Annotated in this window: 17 protein-coding genes and 1 rRNA gene; 5 read left to right on the plus strand and 13 right to left on the minus strand. The window is 72.3% G+C overall.

Annotation, left to right across the window (positions count from 1 at the left end):
* Positions 1-19 precede the first annotated feature (19 nt).
* The gene (locus CG723_RS43085; protein ID WP_100599014.1) at positions 20-1,828 is read left to right on the plus strand and encodes a glycoside hydrolase family 15 protein; all 1,809 of its coding nucleotides are present in this window, start codon (positions 20-22) and stop codon (positions 1,826-1,828) included.
* Between the two features lie 125 nt (positions 1,829-1,953).
* On the plus strand, positions 1,954-3,624 hold the full coding sequence (locus CG723_RS43090) for a PucR family transcriptional regulator (RefSeq protein ID WP_100599015.1): 1,671 nt from the start codon (positions 1,954-1,956) through the stop codon (positions 3,622-3,624).
* A gap of 30 nt (positions 3,625-3,654) precedes the next feature.
* Here the strand turns inward: CG723_RS43090 and CG723_RS43095 are convergent, their stop codons facing one another.
* From CG723_RS43095 to recN, 3 genes are all read right to left on the minus strand, one after another.
* Entirely contained in the window at positions 3,655-4,818 is a 1,164-nt protein-coding gene (locus tag CG723_RS43095; protein ID WP_100599016.1) for a glycosyltransferase family 4 protein, read from the minus strand.
* A 164-nt stretch (positions 4,819-4,982) separates the two neighbouring features.
* Complete coding sequence (locus CG723_RS43100) at positions 4,983-5,762, minus strand: hypothetical protein (protein WP_100599017.1); 780 nt, start codon at positions 5,760-5,762, stop codon at positions 4,983-4,985.
* Positions 5,763-5,768: 6 nt separating this feature from the next.
* Positions 5,769-7,496 carry a DNA repair protein RecN gene (gene recN / locus CG723_RS43105; RefSeq protein ID WP_100599018.1) on the minus strand — a complete coding sequence of 576 codons (1,728 nt, stop codon included), beginning with the start codon at positions 7,494-7,496 and terminating at the stop codon, positions 5,769-5,771.
* Between the two features lie 218 nt (positions 7,497-7,714).
* On the opposite strand from recN, the gene CG723_RS43110 reads away from it, so the two are divergent.
* Complete coding sequence (locus CG723_RS43110; protein WP_100599019.1) at positions 7,715-9,061, plus strand: FtsX-like permease family protein; 1,347 nt, start codon at positions 7,715-7,717, stop codon at positions 9,059-9,061.
* Between the two features lie 12 nt (positions 9,062-9,073).
* Here CG723_RS43110 and CG723_RS43115 read toward each other — a convergent pair whose 3' ends face one another.
* The 3 genes from CG723_RS43115 to CG723_RS43125 are packed head-to-tail and all read right to left on the minus strand — an operon-like array spanning position 9,074 to position 11,092.
* Positions 9,074-9,979, minus strand: coding sequence for an NAD kinase (locus tag CG723_RS43115; protein ID WP_100599020.1), 906 nt, complete (start codon positions 9,977-9,979; stop codon positions 9,074-9,076).
* Positions 9,976-10,791: a TlyA family RNA methyltransferase gene (locus CG723_RS43120; protein WP_100599021.1), complete on the minus strand. Its 816-nt coding sequence runs from the start codon at positions 10,789-10,791 to the stop codon at positions 9,976-9,978. The genes CG723_RS43115 and CG723_RS43120 overlap by 4 nt, the downstream gene beginning before the upstream one ends.
* Before the next feature lie 7 nt (positions 10,792-10,798).
* On the minus strand, positions 10,799-11,092 hold the full coding sequence (locus tag CG723_RS43125) for a hypothetical protein (RefSeq protein ID WP_100599022.1): 294 nt from the start codon (positions 11,090-11,092) through the stop codon (positions 10,799-10,801).
* A 42-nt stretch (positions 11,093-11,134) separates the two neighbouring features.
* Here CG723_RS43125 and CG723_RS43130 point away from each other — a divergent pair, with 42 nt between their 5' ends.
* Complete coding sequence (locus CG723_RS43130) at positions 11,135-11,482, plus strand: SCP2 sterol-binding domain-containing protein (protein ID WP_100599023.1); 348 nt, start codon at positions 11,135-11,137, stop codon at positions 11,480-11,482.
* On the opposite strand, the gene CG723_RS43135 is transcribed toward CG723_RS43130, so the two are convergent.
* From CG723_RS43135 to CG723_RS43150, 4 genes are all read right to left on the minus strand, one after another.
* Positions 11,466-12,359 (minus strand): ABC transporter ATP-binding protein, encoded by an 894-nt coding sequence (locus tag CG723_RS43135; protein ID WP_100599024.1) that lies wholly within the window; start codon positions 12,357-12,359, stop codon positions 11,466-11,468. The genes CG723_RS43130 and CG723_RS43135 overlap by 17 nt on opposite strands.
* On the minus strand, positions 12,356-13,384 hold the full coding sequence (locus CG723_RS43140; protein WP_100599025.1) for a FecCD family ABC transporter permease: 1,029 nt from the start codon (positions 13,382-13,384) through the stop codon (positions 12,356-12,358). The genes CG723_RS43135 and CG723_RS43140 overlap by 4 nt, the downstream gene beginning before the upstream one ends.
* On the minus strand, positions 13,381-14,424 hold the full coding sequence (locus CG723_RS43145) for a FecCD family ABC transporter permease (RefSeq protein ID WP_100599026.1): 1,044 nt from the start codon (positions 14,422-14,424) through the stop codon (positions 13,381-13,383). Before CG723_RS43145 ends, CG723_RS43140 begins: the two co-directional genes overlap by 4 nt.
* Before the next feature lie 142 nt (positions 14,425-14,566).
* Entirely contained in the window at positions 14,567-15,595 is a 1,029-nt protein-coding gene (locus CG723_RS43150; RefSeq protein ID WP_100599027.1) for an HAD hydrolase-like protein, read from the minus strand.
* 72 nt (positions 15,596-15,667) lie between these two features.
* Between CG723_RS43150 and CG723_RS43155 the strand changes: the two genes are divergently transcribed.
* Positions 15,668-16,957 (plus strand): DUF1015 family protein, encoded by a 1,290-nt coding sequence (locus CG723_RS43155; RefSeq protein WP_100599028.1) that lies wholly within the window; start codon positions 15,668-15,670, stop codon positions 16,955-16,957.
* A gap of 127 nt (positions 16,958-17,084) precedes the next feature.
* On the opposite strand, the gene CG723_RS47185 is transcribed toward CG723_RS43155, so the two are convergent.
* From CG723_RS47185 to rrf, 3 genes are all read right to left on the minus strand, one after another.
* Entirely contained in the window at positions 17,085-17,912 is an 828-nt protein-coding gene (locus CG723_RS47185) for a tetratricopeptide repeat protein (protein WP_100599036.1), read from the minus strand.
* Complete coding sequence (locus CG723_RS47190) at positions 17,804-19,072, minus strand: hypothetical protein (protein ID WP_199842113.1); 1,269 nt, start codon at positions 19,070-19,072, stop codon at positions 17,804-17,806. The genes CG723_RS47185 and CG723_RS47190 overlap by 109 nt, the downstream gene beginning before the upstream one ends.
* A gap of 347 nt (positions 19,073-19,419) precedes the next feature.
* A 5S ribosomal RNA gene (gene rrf / locus CG723_RS43165) occupies positions 19,420-19,536 on the minus strand.
* Positions 19,537-19,715 lie beyond the last annotated feature (179 nt).

Consider the following 19,715-nt stretch of genomic DNA (forward strand, 5'->3'; position numbering starts at 1 on the left):
CGTGGCCGTTCGACTGGAGATGCACGTGGCCGGGCGCATCGAGGACTACGCACTCATCGGAGACATGCAGACCGCTGCCCTGGTCTGCCGGGACGGAACAGTCGACTGGCTGTGCCTCCCACGCTTCGACTCGCATGCCATTTTCGCCGGCCTGCTCGGCACGGAGGAACACGGCTTCTGGCGGCTGGGACCGGCGCACGCCGCGGAGGCCGAACCGCCGACCGCGGCGCGCCGGACGTACCGCGGCGATTCACTGATCCTCGAATCCGAGTGGGACACCCCCCGCGGCACGGTCCGAGTGACCGATTTCATGCCGCCGCGTGACGGCGCACCGCAGCTGATCCGGATCGTGGAGGGCATCAGCGGCCGCGTCCCGATGCGCTCGGCGCTGCGCATGCGTTTCTCGTACGGGCGGATCGTGCCGTGGGTGCACAAGGTCGACGGCCGCACGGTCGCGGTCGCGGGCCCCGACTCCGTGTGGCTCGACTCGTCCACGGAGACGTACGGCAAGAACCTGACGACGTACTCGGACTTCACGGTGGCGCCGGGTGACCGGATCGCGTTCACCCTCTCGTGGCAGCCCTCACACCAGAAGCCTCCGGCCCTCCCCGACCCCGAGGGGTCACTTGAGGCGACGGAGGAGTTCTGGGGCGAGTGGGTCGAGCACTGTACGTACCACGGGCCCTACCGCGAGGCTGTGGTCCGTTCGCTGATCACGCTGAAGGCACTGACGTACGCGCCGACCGGCGGCATCGTCGCCGCGCCGACGACGTCGCTGCCCGAGGAGATCGGCGGTGTCCGCAACTGGGACTACCGCTACACCTGGCTGCGCGACGCGGCGATCACCCTCTCGTCCATGCTGCGCACCGGCTACCGCGAAGAGGCCCGCGCCTGGCGTGACTGGCTGCTGCGCGCGGTCGCCGGCGACCCCGAGAACCTGCAGATCATGTACGGGATCGCGGGCGAGCGCGAGCTGGGCGAGGCGGAGCTCGACTGGCTGCCCGGCTACGAGAACTCGGCGCCGGTGCGGGTCGGCAACGGCGCGGCGCACCAGCTCCAGCTGGATGTCTACGGCGAGGTCACCGAGGCGCTGCACCTGGCGCACATGACGGGCCTGACCCGCAACGACTACGCGTCCCTGCTCCAGCTCAAGCTGATCCGCTACCTGGAGAAGCACTGGGACGAGCCGGACGAGGGCATCTGGGAGGTACGCGGGCCGCGCCGGCACTTCGTTCACTCGAAGGTGATGGCGTGGGTCGCCGTGGACCGCACGATCAAGCTGATCGAGTCGGGTGACGCGGACGGGCCGCTGGAGAAGTGGCGCAGGCTGCGCGACGACATCCACCGGGACGTGTGCGAGCGGGGCTACGACAAGGAACGCAACACGTTCACCCAGTCGTACGGCTCGAAGGAGCTGGACGCCTCGCTGCTCCTGATCCCGCAGATGGGCTTCCTGCCGCCCGACGACAAGCGCGTCATCGGCACGATCGAGGCGATCCAGCGGGAGCTCTCGACGCCGGACGGTTTCATCCTGCGGTACCCGACGACGGGCGAAGACGCGGGTGTCGACGGCCTGGAGGGCGACGAGGGCGCGTTCCTCGCCTGCTCGTTCTGGATGGCCGACGACCTGGCGATGATCGGCCGCGTGGACGAGGCCCGCACGCTCTTCGAGAAGCTCCTGTCGCTGCGCAACGACCTGGGACTGCTCGCCGAGGAGTGGGACTCGCGTCTGCAGCGCCAGGTCGGCAACTTCCCGCAGGCGTTCAGCCACGTGCCCCTGATCGACACGGCACTGCGGCTGACGGCCTCGGGGGCGTACGGCGGCTAGCCCGGCTCTCTGATCTCCTTTCCGGCGGCGCGTTCCCCCTGCGGACGCGCCGCCGGCGGCGTCAGCGCGTCCTGCCTGGTGGCCGGAGGTTTTCCAGGAACGTGCGCGCAGGTAGCGTCCGCACCATGGACACTCAGGCCCCCCACAGCAGCGCGCCCGGCCCCCAGGGCGGCATCACCGTGCAGCGGGCCCTCGAACTGCCAGGTCTGCGCAGCGGGCTCCCGGAGGTGGTGGCGGGCGCGGACCGGCTGCAGCGCACGGTGCGCTGGGTGCACGCCGGCGAGGTGCCCAACATCGCCTCGCTCCTCAAGGGCGGCGAGCTGCTCCTGACCACCGGGTTCGGCATCGGCACGCGCCCCGCCGAGCAGCGGGCCTTCGTCCGCAAGCTCGCCGACCGCGGCATCTCCGCCCTCGTCATCGAGCTGGGCCAGCGCTTCGCACGGCTGCCGGCCGCACTCGTGGAGACCGCGCGCACGGCCGGCCTCCCGCTGGTGCAGCTGCACCGCGAGGTGCCGTTCGTGACGGTCACCGAGGAGGTCCACACCGAGATCGTCAACGGGCACTACGCGCTCCTCCAGCGCGCCGAGGAGGTGCACCGGCGCTGCACCGAGGCCCTGCTCGGCGGCGGCGGAGTGCCCCAAGTCCTGCGCATCCTCGCGGAGTTCAGCGGCAACCCGGTGTTCCTGGAGACGGCTGACGGGCAGCTCCTGTACGCGGCCGGGGGCGAGCCCGAGGTCGCCGACCCGCTCCAGGTGTGGGAGGGGATGCGCGGCAAGCCCGCCGACCGGGACGAGCCTCCCGCCGGAGCCGTGCTCGTCGACGTGCCCGGCGGCGGGCCCGGCACCGGGTCCGTGCGGGCACGCCTCGTGCTGCTGCCGGTCGCGGCACCGCTGGCGCCCGTGCACCGGATCGCGGCGGAACGGGCGGCGAGCAGCCTCGCCGTCGTGCTGATGCAGGCCCGCCAGGAGGAGGAGCTGGCGGCGCGCGGCCGCGGTGACTTCCTCACGGATCTCTCGGAGGGCCGGATCACGCCGGACGACGCCCCGGCGCAGGCGCGCGTCCTCGGGTTCAAGCCGGGCGGCCAGGGGCCGCTGCTGCCGGTCGTGATGCGGCTGCCCGAGGCGTCGGTGGGCTCGGTGGGCCTCTCCCCCGGCGGCGGCTGGGCGGTCCTCGCCAGGGCGGTCGCCGAGGAGCTGGCCGCGGTGGGCGTTCCGGTCCTGCTCGGCGTACGGCCCGTCGAGGGGCGCGTTCCCCTGCTGCTCGGGCTGCGGTCGGACTCGGAGCGCACGGCGGTCGCGGACCGGGTGGCCGCGGCGCTGCGGGCGGGGGTCGAGCGGGCGGGCATGCAGCGCGCCGGGACGCAGCCGCCGGTCGTCGTGGTCGGCGGCGCGGGCGGTTGGGCCGCGGCTGCGGCCGGCCTGCGGCACGCGGCCGAGACGGCCACGGCGGCGCAGGGGCTGGCGGACCGGCCCTGGTACGACGCTCGGCGCCTCGACATCGACCTGCTGCTGTGGCGGCTGCGGGACCATCCGGACCTGGCGGCGTTCGTGGAGCGCGCGATCGGACCCCTCCAGGCCCACGACCGCCGCGCCAAGCCCCCGCTGCTTCCCACGCTCCAGACGTATCTGGCGCACGCGGGCCGCAAGGCGGAGACGGCCCGCGAACTCCATCTGAACCGCCAGACGCTCTACAACCGCCTCGCCCGCATAAGCGAGTTGCTCGGCACGGACCTCGACGACCCGCAGACGGTGCTCGCGTTGAGCCTCGCGCTGCGGGCGCGCAGGCATGTGGGGTGAGCGTGCCGCCAGGGCTGCAGCAGGTCGGCCCTACGCCCGTGTGCCCGTCAACTCGTCGTAGACGCTGAGCACTTGGGCCACGGTCTCGTCCTCCGTCGGCCACGACGCCGCCTGTACGGCGCCGCGCTCCCTGAGTTGGTCGCGGCGCGCGGGGTCGGACAGGAGGCGGGTGACGGTGTCGGCGAGGGCGCGCGCGTCGCCGTAAGGGACGAGTTCCGCGGCGTCGCCGACGAGTTCGGGGATGCCGCCGACGTCGGTCGCGACGAGCGGTACGCGCGCGTGGAGCGCCTCCTGCGCGAGGATCGACCGGGACTCCCAACTGCTGGTCAGCAGAGCCACATCGGCGGACGCGAGCAGCTCGGAGACGTCGTCACGGCGCCCCACGAGCCGTACCGGCAGCTGCTCGCTCTCGATGCGGCGCTGGAGCGCGCCCCGCTCCGGCCCCTCGCCCGCGATGACGAGCAGCGGCACCGGGTCGAGATGGCGCCAGGTGCGCGCGGCGTCCAGCAGCGTCCCGTACCCGCGGTGTTTCACGAGGCTGCCGACGGCCATCAGCAACGGCCGGTCCACAGCGCCGAGTTCGGCCCGTGACTTGTGCCGCAGGCGCTCCGGGTCCTCGGGCCCCTCGGGTCCCGGCACCGGCGCGGCTTCCGATGCATCGGGGCGGCGCGGCGCCGGGAAGGCGACCGCGGCCAGCCTTGCGTCCCGGGCGCCGCGGACGCGGGCCCGCTCGACGAGGTCCGACGAGGTGCCGAGGACCACGGACGCGGCTCTGGCCACGCGCCGTTCGAGCAGACGCAGCAGATGGGCGCGGGCGCCCTCGGCGTGGGAGCGGGTGTGCCAGGTGACGACGAGGGGCGTGGTCCTGCCGCTGAGTGCGAGGGAGGCCCGCAGCGCGGCGTGCAGCCCGTGCGCGTGGACGAGGTCGGCGTCGGCGCAGGCGACCCGCAGCGCCGCGACGGACCCGGGGTCGCTGCTGCGGGGCACGGTGACGTGCTGCGCGCCGACGTCCGCGAAGCCGTAGACGTGTGCGACCTCGACGGGTGCGCACACCGTGACGCGTACTCCTCTGGCGACGAGCCCGGCGGCCAGCGACCTGACGTGCGTGCTGCTTCCGGCGCTGCCGCCGCCGAGCACTTGCACGGTGCGCAGCGGTGACTGGCCGTGCGCTGGCTGGCTGCTCACGTGACTCACGTGGCCGGGACTCCTGGGTCGGTCGGTGCGGGACGCGCGGGATGTCGCGCCGTAACGGTCTGGGCCAAGGATGCCAGCCCGTACGGGCGTTCCGGCACCGGCCCGGAGTCCCCACCGTGTCGGAGTGGGCAACACGTCGTACGGGATCACTCACACGCGTGAATTCAGGTGTGTCGAACTGACTCCGCCCCGCGGGCCCATGCGGTCACTTTGTCCCCGTATGCCGCGGCGAGGACCAGTCCGGCCGCGTGTGCGAGGAGTCCGGCGCGCCCGTTCCCCGCGACGACGGCGACGCCGAGCGCCGCGCCCAGGGCGTGTGCCCCGGTGTCGCCGATCATGGTCCGCCCGTCGAGGTCCTCCGGCAGGACGGCGGCCACCGCGCCCATGGGGGCCGCGGCGACGGCCCCCTTCAGCAGTCCGGGCGCCCCGAGCGCGAGCACGGCCGCGGCCGCCCGCCCGGGCCGTACGTCCACCAGGTTCACGAAGTGCGCCGCGCCGGCGATCACGACACCGGCGAGCGCCTTGTCCACGATCCGTTCCTCGAGCAGCGAACCCGCGGCGAGCCCCGCGGCGGAGATACCGATCAACTTCACGGCTCCGCTGGTCAGTTCACCGTCGCGCAGCGCCGACAGATGGGCCCGGAACCCGCTGCGCGGATCACCGGCACCGGCCACGTCGTCGTACGCGCCGCACGCCCCGGCGGCGAGCACGGCCAGGACCGCGGCACGGCGATCCCGACCCGAGGTGGCGGCGGCCGCACCGGCGACGGCCCCGGCCACGACGGCCGGCCCGGCGCACAGGTCGACGGCCCGGCCCGCGAAGTTCGTCCGCTCCCACAGGCCCGGCCCACCCGGCCTGGCCCGCCGCAGCGCCGCAAACCCGGCCCGGGCCACGACGGCACCGGCCGCGAGGGCCGCGAACCGGCCCACCACACGCTTTTCCATGGGCGGTTACGCGTCCGCCCGGGCGGTGGCGAGCAGTTCCTCCGCGTGCGCGCGCGCCGTCTCGGAGTCCTCCTGGCCCGCCAGCATCCGGGACAGTTCGCGGATCCGGTCCTCGCCCTCGAGGACGGTGACGCCGGACCGGGTCACGGTCCCGTCGTTCGTCTTCTCCACGAGGAGCTGCCGGTCGGCGAACGCCGCCACCTGCGGAAGGTGCGTGACGACCACGACCTGCGCCGACTTGGCGAGCTTGGCGAGACGCCTGCCGATCTCCACGGCGGCCTTGCCGCCGACGCCCGCGTCGACCTCGTCGAACAGATACGTGGGCACGGGATCGGTACCGGCGAACACGACCTCCACGGCGAGCATCACGCGGGACAGTTCACCGCCCGAGGCCCCCTTGGCGATCGGCCGCGGCGGGGCGCCGGGGTGCGGGGCGAGCAGCAGCTCGACCTCGTCCACCCCGGAGGGGCCGTACGCGACCGTGCGCCCGTCGAGCTCGACACCGTCCGGGTCGTCGGTGCGGCGGATGTCGAAGGACACGCGCGCGTGGGGCATGGCGAGCGAGGCCAGCTCCTGCGTGACGGCCGCGGCGAAGCGTGACGCCGCTTCCGTGCGGGAGTCCGTCAACGCCTGTGCCAGAGCGCCCAGTTCACCGCGGAGCCCGTCCCGCTCGGCGGTCAGCTCACCGATCCGGTCGTCGTCGCCGTCGAGTTCGAGCAGCCGCGCGGACCCCTGCTCGGCCCAGGCGAGCACCTCGTCCGTACTCCCGCCCGCCCCGCCGTACTTGCGCGTCAGCTGCGTAAGCGCCGCCCGCCGCTCCTCGACCGCGGCGAGCCGCAGCGGGTCGGCGTCGAGGTCGTCGGCGTATCCGGCGAGCTCTCCCGCCACGTCGGACAGGAGGATGCCGATCTCGCCGATCCGGTCGGCGAGCGCGGACAGGGCCGGGTCGTGCGAACGTACGGCGTCGAGCGCCCGGTTCGCGCCGCCCACGAGGGTGGTGGCGTCGACGCCCTCGGGATCCTCGGGGTTGCCCGCGAGCGCGGCGTGCGCGGCGGAGGCGGCCGAGGCGAGCGCCTCCGCGTGACCGAGCCGCTCGGCCTCCGCCGACAGCTCGACGTCCTCGCCGCCGCGCGGCTCGACGGCCGCGATCTCGTCGAGTCCGAAACGCAGCAGATCGGCTTCCTGAGCGCGTTCACGCGCGCGGGTGACGATGGTGTCGAGCTCGGCGCTGACGGCCCGGAGCCGACGGTAGGCGGCCTGGTACTTGGTGAGCGGCACGGCGACCGCGTCTCCCGCGTAACGGTCGAGGGCCCCCCGCTGCCGGGACAGCTTGAGCAGCCCCTGCTGGTCGGTCTGGCCGTGCACGGCGACGAGTTCGTCGGCGAGCTCGGTCAGCATGCCCACCGGCACCGAACGCCCGCCGAGATGCGCCCGTGAGCGCCCCTCCGCCGAGACGGTACGGCTGATGAGCAGCGCCCCGTCGTCGAGCTCGGCGCCCGCCTCCTGGGCGCGCACGATGGCCGCGGTGCCCTCGGGCACGGTGATCCGGCCCTCGACGACCGCCGCCTTGGCGCCGATCCTCACGAGGGCTGGGTCCGCGCGCCCGCCGAGCAGCAGGCCGAGGCTGGTGACCACCATCGTCTTGCCCGCACCGGTCTCGCCGGTCACGGCGGTGAATCCCGGCGACAGCTCGACCACCGCGTCGTCGATGACTCCGAGCGACCGTATCCGCATCTCCTCCAACACGGACACGACCTTACGAGGTCGCGGGCCATGTGTGCGACGGGCCCTGCCCCGCTTCCCTCCCCATGGACCGAATTCGCAGGTCGTGAGCGGCTGCGTCCGGCCCATTTGTCATCCGTTGTCACCCGCGCGGGTGGGGATATCCCCCCTGCCGGAGCGGACGCCCGCCGTATGGTGCCCGCACCCCGGGCGCCCGCACCCTGGATCCCATGACTACCGGACTGGCCAGGGCAGCCCTGACCGCACACCGTCCCGCCTTCGTCGGCACAGCGGTCGCCGCACTGTTCGCGGCGACGGTGGTGAGCGCGTCGACGACGGTGCTGCTCGCCACGAGCACCGACGGACTGCCGGCCGGCGCACGCCACCGCATCACGGAGAACGGCGTCGGCGACATCGCGGCCGTCCTTCTCATCGGTTCGATCTACATGTCGATTTTCGTGGTCGTCTCGACGATGGGTACGGCCGTCACGCAGCAGCACCGCGAGCTCGCCCTCGTGCGCGCGATCGGGGCCCGCCCGCGTCAGGTGCGCCGCGCTGTGGCGAGGCAGGCCCTCGCCGCGTCCGTCCCCGCGGCGCTCGCGGGTTTCGCCGCGGGCGCGCTGCTCGCCAGGGCCTGGTTCTCCGGCATGGTCACGCACGGCCTGATCCCGCCGGGGGTGCCGTTCCGCTTCAGCTGGGTCGCGCTGCCGGTCTGTCTCGGGGTGGCCGTGGTGACGTCGACGGCCGCCGCGCTGCTCTCGTCGCTGCGGTTCTCGCTCCTGCGGCCCGCCCGCGCGCTGTCCGAGGCGGCGGCGGGCAGGCGGCGCCTGGGCCTGCTCAGGGCGCCGCTCGGCCTGGTCGCGGTGGCCGGGGCGTGCTTCCTCTCGGTGCTGCTGTCCCGGCAGGACGCCGAAGAGGCGGGCCAGGGCGCGTTCCTCGTCCTGATCCTGTTCTGCGTGGGAGTGGGCCTGCTCGGCCCGCGCATCGTGGGCCCCGCGGCCTGGCTGGTCTCGGCGCTCGTGGGCCGCTTCGGCGCGAGTGCGCGGCTCGCGATGCTCAACGTCCGCTCGCAGCCCCGCCGCTTCTCGGCTGCCGTCGTCCCACTCGTCCTCGTCGTCGGCTTCGGCCTCACCAAGGTCGCGCTGCACACGACGGCGCAGCACCGCACGGGCTCGGCGGGCAGCACCGGCGAAGTATGGCTCGACTACATGGGTACGGCGCTGTACGCGGGGTTCGCCGCCATCGCCGCGGCCAACACGCTCGCCATGATCTCGTTCGAGCGGCGACGGGATGTGGCCCTGCTGCGGGTGGTCGGCACCCAGCGCGGCCAGGTGCGCTCCATGGCCGCGTGGGAGGCCGTCGTCGTCGCCGGTACGGCGCTGCTGCTCGGCGCCCTGATCGCGCTCGTCACGCTCGCGCCGATCCTCGACACGGTGTTCGGCTCCCCCGTGCCGTACGTCCCTTGGACCCTGGCGGCCGGGACGGTCGCGGGCACGCTCCTGCTGACGCTGCTCGCGACCGGTGTCCCGGTGCGGTCGGTGATGCGCCACCGCGCGATCACCGTCGTACGGACGTGATCACCTGCGTACTCAGTGGGGCTTACCGCGCCAGCCGGAGACGGGCAGCGCGAACTTGGCGACAAGTCGATCCGTGAACGAGGCGTGGTGCAGCCGCGCGAGTCGCACCGGCACCGCCCCGCGCCGCACCTCGACGCGCGCCCCCGCGGGCAGTTCCACGGTCCGCCGCCCGTCGCACCACAGCACGCCGTGCGGAGTGTGCTGCTGCACCTCGACGGCGAGCACCGAGTCCGGCGACGTGACCAGCGGCTTGGCGAACAGGGCGTGCGCGCTGATCGGCACCATGAGGAGCGCCTCGACCTCGGGCCACACGACGGGCCCGCCGGCGGAGAACGCGTAGGCCGTGGAGCCGGTGGGCGTCGCGCACACGATGCCGTCGCAGCCGAAGCCGGTGACGGGACGCCCGTCGATCTCCAGGACGACCTCGAGCATCCGCTCGGCCGACATCTTCTGCACGGCGGCCTCGTTGAGCGCCCAGTCGCGGTGCACGACATCGCCGTTGCTGTGCACGACGACGTCGATCGTCATGCGCTCCTCGACCTCGTACGCCTTGGTGACGACGCGGTTGACGACCTTGTCGAGGTCGTCGCGCTCGGCCTCGGCGAGGAAGCCGACGCGGCCGAGGTTCACCCCGAGCATCGGGACGCCGGAGGCCCGGGCGAACTCGGCGCCGCGCAGCAGCGTCCCGTCGCCGCCGAGGACGACGAGCAGCTCACAGGCGTCGAGGCACTCCGGAGTCGCCTCCTTCACGAGCTCCACCGACGCCGGGAGCGGCAGGTCCGCCGCCTCCGACTCCAGGACCCGCACGCCGATGCCGCTGCGCAGCAGCCCCTCGACGACGAGTTCGGCACTCCGGATGGCGGCGGGCCGCCCGGTGTGCGCGAGCAGGAAAACAGTTCGAGCTCGGGTCTGTGTCAACGCGGCCCCTCCGCCACTGCACGGTCAACGTCCGCCGGGTCGAGTTCGGGCGCACCGGCGCGGAGCCACAGAAAATACTCGACGTTTCCGGACGGCCCGGGCAGCGGGCTCGCCGTCACACCCCGTACGCCGAGGCCGAGTTCGAACGCCTGCCGGGCCACCGTGCGCACCGTCTCGGCCCGCAGTTCCGAACTCCGCACGACACCGCCGCTGCCGAGCCGCTCCTTGCCGATCTCGAACTGCGGCTTCACCATGAGCACCAGGTCCGCGTCGGGCGCCGCGCACCGCGCGAGGGCGGGCAGCACCAGGCCGAGCGGGATGAAGGACAGGTCTCCGACGACCAGGTCCACGGGTTTTCCATCGATCGCCTCCAGCGTCAACTCGCGTACGTTCGTACGGTCCTTGACGGTGACGCGTTCATCGCTCTGCAGCGACCAGGCGAGCTGCCCGTACCCGACGTCGACGGCGACGACATGGGCGACGCCGGCCCTCAGCAGTACGTCGGTGAACCCGCCCGTGGACGCCCCCGCGTCGAGCGCGCGGCGTCCCTCGACGGCGAGCCCCTGCGGCACGAAGGCCGCGAGCGCCCCCGCGAGTTTGTGGCCGCCGCGCGAGACGTAGTCGGGGTCGTCGTCGTCCTGCGTGACCACGATCGCGGCGGCCGTCTCCACCTGCGTGGCGGGCTTGGTCGCGGTGGTCCTGCCGACCGTGACGCGGCCCGCGGCGATCAGCTGGCTCGCGTGCTCGCGCGAGCGGGCGAGCTTCCGGCGGACGAGCTCGGCGTCGAGGCGGCGTCGTGCCACTCCTGCCACGTTCGGTTCAGCTCCTGTGTCGGTTCAAGGGTGAGGGCTCGGGGCGTGCGTCCAGCGCGGTCAGCGCGTCACGCAGGCCCCGGTGTACATCCTCGTACACCTCGATGTGTCCGTCGGCAGTGAGGTGGTCGACGTCGGCGAGCCGGTCGAGCCCGGTGTCCACGTCCGCGTTGCCGGTGGGGGTGCGCGGGACCCCGAGGACGGCCGGGGCCGCAGGCTCGTACGACGGTTCGTCCTGGACCTCCGGGGCCCCGGCCGCCTGGTCCGGCACCTGGTCGGGGTCCGGATGAGAGTCGTTCATGCCACGACGCTACCCCGTAGCACTGGGGTACGGTCGACCGCGATGGCGACGACGCAGGAGTGCCGTGCCGCACTCGACAAACTCTCGGACAATCTGGCGGGCGCGGAGGGCGGGGTACGCAGCGCTGCTGCGCTCGACCGCTCTCTGAGCTGCCATGTCACGGACCTCAAGATCACATTCACGGGCCGGCTCGAGAACGGCCGGATCGAGGTGCTCGACACGGTCGACGGGCCGCCGCCCGACCGGGCGCAGATCCGGCTCGCGATGACCGGCGACGACCTGGTCGCGATGGTCGACGGCAGGCTGAACTTCGCGAAGGCCTGGGCCTCCGGCCGGATCAGGCTGGAGGCCGGCTTCCGCGACCTGCTGCGGCTCAGGACGCTGCTTTAGCCACCGCCTTCGCGGGCACCTCCGCGTCCCGCACCAGACCCTTCCTGGCCTTCCGCGCGGCCGGCACCACCAGCGGAGTACCGGTCTCCGGATCATCGATGACCTGGCACTTCATCCCGAAGAGCCGCTCGACGAGGTCCGCGGTGACGATGTCGCCCGGCGCTCCCTCGGCGATGACCTCGCCGCCGCGCAGGGCGATCAGATGGGTGGCGTAACGGGCCGCGTGGTTGAGGTCGTGCAGGACCGCGACGAGCGTGCGCCCCTGTTCCTCGTGCAGCTCCGCGCAGAGGTCAAGCACGTCGATCTGGTGCTGGATGTCGAGATACGTGGTCGGCTCGTCGAGGAGGAGCAGCGGGGTCTGCTGGGCGAGCGCCATCGCAATCCATACGCGCTGGCGCTGGCCGCCGGACAGTTCGTCGACAAAGCGATCGGTCAGTTCGGCGACTCCGGTGGAGGCCATCGACTCCTGCACGATCCGCTCGTCCTCGCTGGACCACTGGCGCAGCAGGCCCTGGTGGGGGTAGCGGCCGCGGGAGACGAGGTCGCCGACGGTGATGCCGTCGGGCGCGATCGACGACTGGGGCAGGAGCCCGAGCGTGCGCGCCACCTTCTTCGCCGGCATCGACTGGATGGCCTGCCCGTCGAGGAGCACCCGGCCCGACGAGGGCTTCAGCATCCGCGACAGCGCGCGCAGCAGCGTGGACTTGCCGCAGGCGTTCGGGCCGACGATCACGGTGAAGGAGTTGTCGGGGATCTCGACCGAGAGCTCCGACGCGATCACACGCTGGTCGTAGCCCAGGGTGACGTTCTCGGCGGACAGTCGGTTCACGGTGTTGCTCCTCCGCTTGTTGCTCTGGCTGGGGTTGCTGTCGCTCATATCCGGCCGGCCTTCCGCTCGGAGACCAGGAGCCACAGCAGATAGACGCCGCCGACGACTCCGGTGACCACTCCGACGGGCAGCTGGTCGGCTCCGAAGGCGCGCTGCGAGATCCAGTCGGCGGTGACGAGCAGAGCTGCGCCCATGCACATGGACGCCACGACGTTCGGGCCGGGCGAGCGGGTCAGCCGCCGGGCCAGTTGGGGGGCGGTCAGTGCGACGAATCCGACGGGCCCCGCGGCGGCGGTGGCCGCGGCGGTGAGCAGCACGGCGGCCACGAGCAGGACGAGCCGCGTCCGCTCGACCCGCACCCCGAGCGCGTTCGCCACGTCGTCGCCCATCTCCAGCATGCGCAGCGGACGCGCGTACGTGAGGGCCACGGGTACGAGGACGGCGCACAGGGCGAGCAGGGGCCAGACCTGCTTCCAGTCGCGGCCGTCGAGGGATCCCGTCATCCAGACCGTCGCGCGGGCGGCGTCGACGATGTCGGCCTTGGTCAGCAGATAGCCGTTGACCGCCGTCATGATGGCGGACATTCCGATGCCGACCAGGACGAGCCGGTATCCGTGCACGCCGCGCTTCCAGGCGAGCAGATAGATGCCGAACCCGGTCACCAGACCGCCGACGAGCGCTCCGAGCGCGACCTGGGCGGCTCCCCCCGAGAACAGCACGATCATGACGAGCGCACCGGCCGTGGAACCCTGGCCGAGGCCCAGAATGTCCGGACTGCCCAGCGGATTGCGGGAGATGGCCTGGAAGAGCGCGCCGCCGAGCGCGAGCGCCGCACCCACGAGGAGGCCCACGAGGACCCTGGGCAGCCGCAGGTCGTTGACGATGAACTCCTGCCCCGGGTCACCGTTGCCGATCAGCGTACGGATCACGTCGGTGGCGGAGATGGGGAAGTCGCCGGTGCCGATCAGCACGACGCTCGCGGCGAGCGCGGCGCACAGCAGCACGAGGACGACGACGAACGCGCGGATGTCGAGGCGCAGGGAGATGCCGCCCCGGGTACGGATCGCCTTCACAGCTGGGTGACCTTCCGCCGGCGCACGAGGTAGATGAAGACCGGGCCGCCGATGATCGCGGTGACGATGCCGACCTGGATCTCGGCGGGCCGTGCCACGAGCCGGCCGACGACGTCGGCGCCGAGCAGCAGTACGGGCGACAGGACGGCCGAGAACGGCAGGATCCAGCGCAGGTCGGGGCCGGTGAAGGAGCGCACGACGTGCGGCACCATGAGACCGACGAACACGATGGGCCCGCAGGCGGCGGTCGCGGCGCCGCACAGCAGCGTGGCGGCCGCCATGGACAGCGCGCGCGTCCTGTTCAGGTTCGCACCGAGGGCACGGGCCGTGTCATCGCCCATCGCCATGGCGTTGAGCGGCCGCGCGAGCGCGAGGGCGAGCACCGTACCGACGGTGATGAACGGCAGCACCTGCCGGATCGTCGACATGTCGGCGGAGACGAGCGAACCGACCGTCCAGAAGCGCATCTTGCCGAGCGCCGCGTTGTCCATGATCATCACGGCCTGGAGATAGCCGTAGAGCGCGGCGCTGATGGCGGTCCCGGCGAGCGCGAGCCGCACCGGGGTCGCGCTGCGGGTCCCCCCGAGGACGTAGACGAGAACACCCACGGCCGCGGCCCCGAGGAAGGCGAACCACACATAGCCCGTCAGCGAGCTGACGCCGAAGAAGCTGATGGCGGTGACGACGGCCGCCGAGGCGCCCATGTTGATGCCGAGGAGTCCGGGGTCCGCCAAGGGGTTACGGGTCAGCGCCTGGAGGACCGCGCCGGAGAGTCCGAGCGCGACACCGGCGAGGAGCCCGAGCAGCGTACGCGCGAGCCGCTCGCCGACCACGACGTCGCTGAACGTCCCGGTGTCGTCGAACAGGCCGTGCCACACCTGGTCCACGGACAGAGGTTTCGCCCCGATCGCGATGCTCACGACCAGGAGCACGAGCAGTACGACGACGGCTCCGAGGAGCCCGACCGTACGTATCGCCCAGCGGTTCGGGGGCGCGGCGGCGGTGTCCGCGCGCTGTTCGGGGGGACTGTCGACCAACACGTGGTTAGGTTAGCCTACCCTCCTCGGCCGCTTCGAGGTCGCTACCGGCATCGCTGCCGACGGGAGCTGCGCGGGAAAGCGGGGAAGCAGGGAAGCGCGGGAAAAGCCGCACCCACCGGCACGCCTCCCCGCCCCCGCCGCCTCAAACCCCCAGCCGCGCCAGTGCCTTCGCCCCGTCGAGCCCGCAGGTCCCGTCCCCGGCCGCCGTCCACGCCGCCGCGCACAGGGCACGCAGCCCGTCGATCGCCTCGCCGTCCCCCTCCAGCTCAAGATGCTCGTCCCGCGCGATCGCGAGCCAGCCCCCGCACGCGAACCCGTCCCCCTGCGCCACGACATCCGGCTGCCCGGTGAGCAGGCCCCGCAGGTCGACGTCGACATACGTGGGCCGGTGCTGGGGCGGCGCGGCGAGCAGCTGCGCGCCGTCGGTGACGCCGGTCAGGACGAGCAGCGAGTCCACCTCCCCGTTGAACGCGCCCTCGATGTCCGTGTCGAGGCGGTCGCCGATGACCAACGGCCGCTCCGCGCCGGTCCGCAGGATCGTCTCGCGGTGCATCGGAGACAGCGGCTTGCCGGCCACCTGCGGCTGCGCACCCGTCGCGATTCGGACGACCTCGACCGCCGCGCCGTTGCCCGGAGCGATGCCGCGCGCGCTCGGAATGGTCAGGTCCGTATTGGACGCGAACCACGGCACACCACGCGCGATCGCGTAACAGGCCTCCGCGAACCGCCCCCAGGCCAGGTCGGGCCCGCCATACCCCTGCACCACCGCCACCGGCTCGTCGTCGGCCGAGTCCACCGGCTCGAGCCCGCGCTCTCTCAGCGCGACCCGCAGCCCCTCCCCGCCGATCACCAACACCCGTGACCCGTCCGGCACTTGCTCACTGATCAGGCGCGCCACGGCCTGCGCCGACGTGATGACATCCGCGGCCTCCGTCGGAATTCCCAGCTCCGTCAGATGCTCGGCCACCGCGTCCGGCGTACGCAGCGCGTTGTTCGTGACATACGCGAGGCCCATGCCCGCGCCGCGCGCCACAGCGAGCGACTCGGGGGCGTGCGCGATGGCGTCACCGCCCGCGTACACCACCCCGTCGAGGTCGAGCAGCGCCGTGTCGTACGCCTCGTTCAGCGCCCGCTCACTGCTTTCGGGCCGCGTCCTGACGGTCTGGCTCATTACACATCGCTCCTCGTTCGATCCCACTCCCCCGATCATCGCTCATGCCACTGACACACATACGATGCAGCAATGAACACTGCAGGTCCCCCAGGTCCGACGGACAGCGACGGCCTCGACCTGATCCCGTTCAGGGGTGTGCGGTACGTTCCCGAGCGCGTGGGCAGCCTCGCCGCCGTGACGTCACCGCCGTACGACGTGGTCGTACGCCCCGACGGTCTGCACCACCTGGAGTCCGCGGACCCGCACAACATCGTCCGCCTGATCCTCCCGCAGGCCGTCTCCCCGGACACCCGCAACGCCCTCGCGGCCGACACCCTGCGTCTCTGGCTCTCCGAGGGCGTCCTGGCCCCCGACGAGACCCCCGCGCTGTACGTCTACGAGCAGCGCGACGGCGACCACCTCCAACGCGGCGTCATCGGTGCCCTGCGCCTGTCCGAGCCGTCCGAAGGGGTCGTCCTGCCCCACGAGGACGTCATGCCGCACGTGGTCGCCGACCGCGCGGGCCTGATGCGCGCCACGGCCGCCAACCTCGAACCCCTGCTCCTCACCTACCGCAGCGAGGGCAACGCGACCGGCACGACCGCGGTCGTCGAACGCACGGTCAAGCGCCCCCCGCTCCTCGCGACGACCACGGAGGACGGCTTCGCCCACCGCATGTGGTCGGTCACCGACCCGGCCGAGCTGGCGGAGATCCGCGCGGACCTCGCCCACCACCAGGCCCTGATCGCGGACGGCCACCACCGCTGGGCGACGTATCTGCGCCTGCGCTCCGAACGGCCGTCCCCCTCCCCGTGGGACTTCGGCCTGGTCCTCCTCGTGGACACGGCCCGCTACCCGTTGCGCGTCCGCGCCATCCATCGCCTCCTGCACCGCCTAGCGGTCCCGGACGCCCTGGCCGCCCTGAAGAACTCCTTCCGCCTGCGCGAAGTCCCCGGTCCGCTGTCGCACGCCCTGGACGCCCTCGCAGGCGCGGCCGCCCACGGCAACGCGTTCCTCCTCGCCGGCGCCGGCTCCTTCCACCTCGCGGACACCCCGTCCCCGGACCTCCTGGTCCGTACGATCCCTGCCGACCGCCCGGAGGCCTGGCGCACGCTGGACGCGACGGTCCTGCACTCCACGCTCCTGGACCATGTCTGGGGCATTCCCGAGGACGCGCCGGAGCACATCGCGTACATCCATGACGCGGCCGCCACGGTCGCGAAGGCGGAACGTGACGGCGGAACGGCGGTCCTCATGCACCCGGTCCGCGAGGAAGTGGTCCGCGACCTGGCACGGCAGGGCGTGACGATGCCCCGCAAGTCGACGTCGTTCGGCCCGAAGCCGGCGACCGGTCTGGTGCTGCGCACGCTCGCGGACTGACCGCGAGGCACGCGCGCGTAGGCCGTAGGCGCTTACGACGAACGGGCGGGACCCCATCGCTGGGATCCCGCCCGTTCGTCGTGCTGCGTCATGCGCGGCCGTCGGTCAGCCGCTCACATCGCCGAGCTCAGCCCTTGTCGTTCTCGGGCTCGAACTCCTCGTCGTCCTCGTCGTAGAACTCTTCGACGTCCTCGTCGTCCTCGACCCAGGGCTCGTCGTCGTCACCCGCGGGAGCCGTGGGCCCCGCGGCTGCGGCGGGCGCCTCGACGGACTCGTCCTCGAACGCGTCGACGAACTCGACCCCGTCCATCTCGGCGAGCCGGTCGGACGCGTCGGTGCTGGCGTCCCGGTCGGACTCGACGGCCTTCGCGAACCACTCGCGCGCCTCGTCCTTACGACCGGCCGCGAGCAGCGCATCGGCGTACGCGTACCGCAGACGCGCGGTCCACGGCTGTACGGAGTTCGAGGCGAGCTCGGGGCCCTGCAGCGTCACGATGGCCGCGTCGAGCTGGTCCATGTCACGCCGGGCACCGGCCGCCACGAGCCGCATCTCGACCTGTCCGGCCTTGTCCAGCTTGGCCACCTCGGGCGCACCGGCCATGTCGAGGGCCTTCTCGGGCCGTCCGAGACCGCGCTCGCAGTCCGCCATGACGGGCCACAGCTCGACGTTGCCGGTCATGCGCCGGGCGGCGCGGAACTCGGCGAGCGCCTCGCTGTACTTCTGGTTCGCGTACGCGGCGAAGCCGGCGGCCTCACGCACGGCGGCGACCCTGGAGGCGAGCCGCAGCGCGATCTTCGAGTACTCGTACGCCTGCTCGGGATCCTCGTCGATCAGCTTGGCGACCATCACCAGGTTCTTGGCGACGTCCTCGGCCAGGCCCTTCGGCAGGCTCTGGAGCTCCTGCCGCACGTCCTTGTCGATCTCGTCGCCGGTGACGTCCTCGGGGATCGGCAGTCGGCGGATGGGCTCGCGGTCGCGGTCACGCTCGTCGCGGTAACGCCCACCACCACGGCGGTCGTCGCCCCCACGGTCGTCACGCCCACGGAAGCCGCCGGGACGCCCACCACGGTCGTCGCGTCGCGGCCCACGGTCGCGGTCGTCACGCGGACGGAACCCACCACCGCGGCTGTCGTCGCGACGGAAGCCGCCACCACGGCTGTCGTCGCGGCGGTCGTCACGCCGGTCGTCACGCGGACGGAACCCACCGCGGTCGGTGTCGCGACGCTCGTCACGTCGGAAGGCGGGGCGCTCGCCACCGGGACGGTCGCCATCACGACGCGGTCCACGGTCACGGTCGTCACGCGGACGGAAACCGCCACCACGGCTGTCACCAGCGCGATCGTCACGACGGTCCTCACGGCGGAAACCGCCACCACGGTTGTCACCACCGCGATCATCACGACGGAATCCACCACCACGGTTGTCGCCACCACGATCGTCACGACGGAAGGCGGGGCGCTCGCCACCGGGACGGTCGCCATCACGACGCGGTCCACGGTCACGGTCGTCACGCGGACGGGAACCGCCACCACGGCTGTCACCACCGCGATCGTCACGCGGACGGAAACCGCCACCGCCACGGTTGTCACCACCGCGATCGTCACGACGGAAACCGCCACCGCCACGGTTGTCACCACCGCGATCGTCACGACGGAAACCGCCACCGCCACGGTTGTCGCCACCGCGATCGTCACGACGGAAACCGCCACCGCCACGGTTGTCGCCACCGCGGCTGTCGTCACGGCGGAAACCGCCACCACGGTTGTCACCGCCACGGTCGTCACGACGGAAACCGCCACCGCCACGGTTGTCGCCACCGCGGCTGTCGTCACGGCGGAAACCGCCACCACGGTTGTCATCGCGACGGTCGTCACGACGGTCCTCGCGGGGACGGTATCCGCCGCGGTCGCTGTCACGACGGTCGTCTCGCCGGTTGTCGTCACGGCGGTCATCGCGACGGAAGGGGGGACGGTCGCCGTCACGACGGGGACCACGGTCGCGGTCGTCGCGCGGGCGGTAACCTCCACCGCCACGGTTGTCACCACCACGGCTGTCGCCACCGCGGCTGTCGTCACGGCGGAAACCGCCGCCACGGTTGTCGCCACCGCGGTCATCGCGACGGAAGGGGGGACGGTCGCCGTCACGACGGGGACCACGGTCGCGATCGCCGCCACGGTCCCGGTCGCCACCGCGATCGCGGTCGTCCCGGCGGGGCGCGGAGCCGCCGCGGTCGTTGTCACGCCGCGGTCCGCCTCGGTATCCGCCCCGGTCCCGGTCACCACTGTCCCGGTGTCGCTGGTCGCGTTCCGGTCGCTCGTCGGGAGAGTTGGTGGACATGGGTGACTCCTGTCTTCGGTACCGCAGTCATTCTCGCGCAGCCGGGTAGCCGGCGCGCCTCGACAAAACAAAAAGGACCCCTGGTCCCAGCGTGTGTGCTGGGACCAGGGGTCCTCTAAAAATTGTTCGGCGGCGTCCTACTCTCCCACAGGGTCCCCCCTGCAGTACCATCGGCGCTGTGAGGCTTAGCTTCCGGGTTCGGAATGTAACCGGGCGTTTCCCTCACGCTATGACCACCGAAACACTATCAGTGTCCCGTTTCAAGGAAACGGGTTCCCGAACAAGGCAGCGAACAAGCACACTATTCAATTAAGTAGTGCAGCCGTTCAGCCGACACAACTGTTCGTTATCTGAGAACAAACACAGTGGACGCGAGCAACTGAGGACAAGCCCTCGGCCTATTAGTACCAGTCACCTCCA

The sequence above is a fragment of the Streptomyces sp. CB01635 genome, assembly GCF_002803065.1.
Lineage (GTDB): Bacteria > Actinomycetota > Actinomycetes > Streptomycetales > Streptomycetaceae > Streptomyces.

Bases quoted from the DNA above. Each gene is read 5' to 3' on its own strand.
- CG723_RS47190 (WP_199842113.1), bottom strand. From the start codon at position 19,072: ATGACCGCGGTGGCGACAACCGTGGCGGCGGTTTCCGCCGTGACGACA.
- CG723_RS43130 (WP_100599023.1), top strand. From the start codon at position 11,135: ATGGCGACGACGCAGGAGTGCCGTGCCGCACTCGACAAACTCTCGGAC.
- CG723_RS43090 (WP_100599015.1), top strand. From the start codon at position 1,954: ATGGACACTCAGGCCCCCCACAGCAGCGCGCCCGGCCCCCAGGGCGGC.
- CG723_RS43085 (WP_100599014.1), top strand. From the start codon at position 20: ATGCACGTGGCCGGGCGCATCGAGGACTACGCACTCATCGGAGACATG.
- CG723_RS43100 (WP_100599017.1), bottom strand. From the start codon at position 5,762: ATGGAAAAGCGTGTGGTGGGCCGGTTCGCGGCCCTCGCGGCCGGTGCC.
- CG723_RS43150 (WP_100599027.1), bottom strand. From the start codon at position 15,595: ATGAGCCAGACCGTCAGGACGCGGCCCGAAAGCAGTGAGCGGGCGCTG.
- CG723_RS43125 (WP_100599022.1), bottom strand. From the start codon at position 11,092: ATGAACGACTCTCATCCGGACCCCGACCAGGTGCCGGACCAGGCGGCC.
- CG723_RS43110 (WP_100599019.1), top strand. From the start codon at position 7,715: ATGACTACCGGACTGGCCAGGGCAGCCCTGACCGCACACCGTCCCGCC.
- CG723_RS43135 (WP_100599024.1), bottom strand. From the start codon at position 12,359: ATGAGCGACAGCAACCCCAGCCAGAGCAACAAGCGGAGGAGCAACACC.
- CG723_RS43155 (WP_100599028.1), top strand. From the start codon at position 15,668: ATGAACACTGCAGGTCCCCCAGGTCCGACGGACAGCGACGGCCTCGAC.
- recN (WP_100599018.1), bottom strand. From the start codon at position 7,496: ATGCGGATACGGTCGCTCGGAGTCATCGACGACGCGGTGGTCGAGCTG.